Genomic DNA, 1,132 nt, shown 5'->3' on the forward strand with positions numbered 1-1,132 from the left:
AAAAAAAAAAGAACATTTGTTAAAAGAAATTAGAACAAAATGAGTGAAAAATTAGAACAAACAAATTCCTTATAAACCTTATCATCTCAACCTATATTAAGATTTTACCTAGTTGAATCTTCTTTTCTATATAAAGCGTCGGAGCATATCAGGGGGTTATCTAACGTAAATGCTACCCTTCGGCTCGCTTTCGCTCGGCATTGACGTCAGATACTGCACCCCCTGAACCCCCATGCTCCAACAGCAAAAAGGAAACTTTTTGCTGCTTTTCCGACGCTTATTCGCTTCGCTCATATTTATATAGAAAAGAAGCGAAATGTTTTTTAAAGGCATTAGTGCACTTAAGCGTCAGAGCATGGCCGTGTGTGTTAGCCAAAGCTTTGGCGAGTTGGTTGGGGGTTTCAGCAATTAGTATAATGAGAGTATAATGTTGGTATAACGTTAGTATAATGATGCTTTTTTTCATTATATTTTTTATGTACTTTAAACCTGCACGCTTATGCGATTAAGCTTTTGATCTACATTAAGCGTGCAGGTTTTTTGTCTATTTGTAGACGATTTTATGTTATACTAGTCCTTGAAAGAATAATAATCAGATAATGCATTTTCTTGTTTTTCATTTGCCTCTTGCTCAAAGTTCCCAAATTCGAGTAAGAGGTATTTTTGTTTTTGGTCGTCGCCTCTCATTAGTAGTTCAGGGTTTAACATTAATACTCCAGTTTTTCTTTTTATAATATTTCCTTCTTCTAAGATTTTAAGTGTTGTTATTACTGTTTGTAGACTTGTTCCTGTAGCTTTTGCTATTTCTCTTGTTGTAGCTATCATTGTATTGTTACTTAAGTGGACATTATCTAGGATATAGTTAACGATTTTAAGTTTTTTTCCGCCAATCATATCTAACATACTTATTAATTGCACTATATATGCCTTTACGAAGTTACCAGACGTTTGTTTACGGTATAACTTGTCTACCTCTATGACTTCTCCACTTTCTTCGTCTATGAGCCTCTGAGAGCCTTTATAGACTGTTCCATATCTTTCTTTCATCTTTTTCTCACTCCTTATTTTAAACTATTCTAACTATATCATAACTGTTCTAAAAAAAAAAGAACATTTGTTAAAAGAAATTAGA

The 1,132-nt window shown here is 33.4% G+C and carries 1 protein-coding gene; it reads right to left on the reverse strand.

From position 1 onward, the window contains the following. Positions 1-570 precede the first annotated feature (570 nt). Entirely contained in the window at positions 571-1,047 is a 477-nt protein-coding gene (locus tag IEX85_RS23870; protein WP_000664727.1) for a replication/maintenance protein RepL, read from the reverse strand. Positions 1,048-1,132 lie beyond the last annotated feature (85 nt).

The organism is Marinobacterium nitratireducens (assembly GCF_014645375.1).
GTDB lineage: Bacteria > Pseudomonadota > Gammaproteobacteria > Pseudomonadales > Balneatricaceae > Marinobacterium_A > Marinobacterium_A nitratireducens.

What these genes read in the sequence shown, in the direction of transcription:
- IEX85_RS23870 (WP_000664727.1), bottom strand. Translation starts at nt 1,047, where the DNA reads ATGAAAGAAAGATATGGAACAGTCTATAAAGGCTCTCAGAGGCTCATA.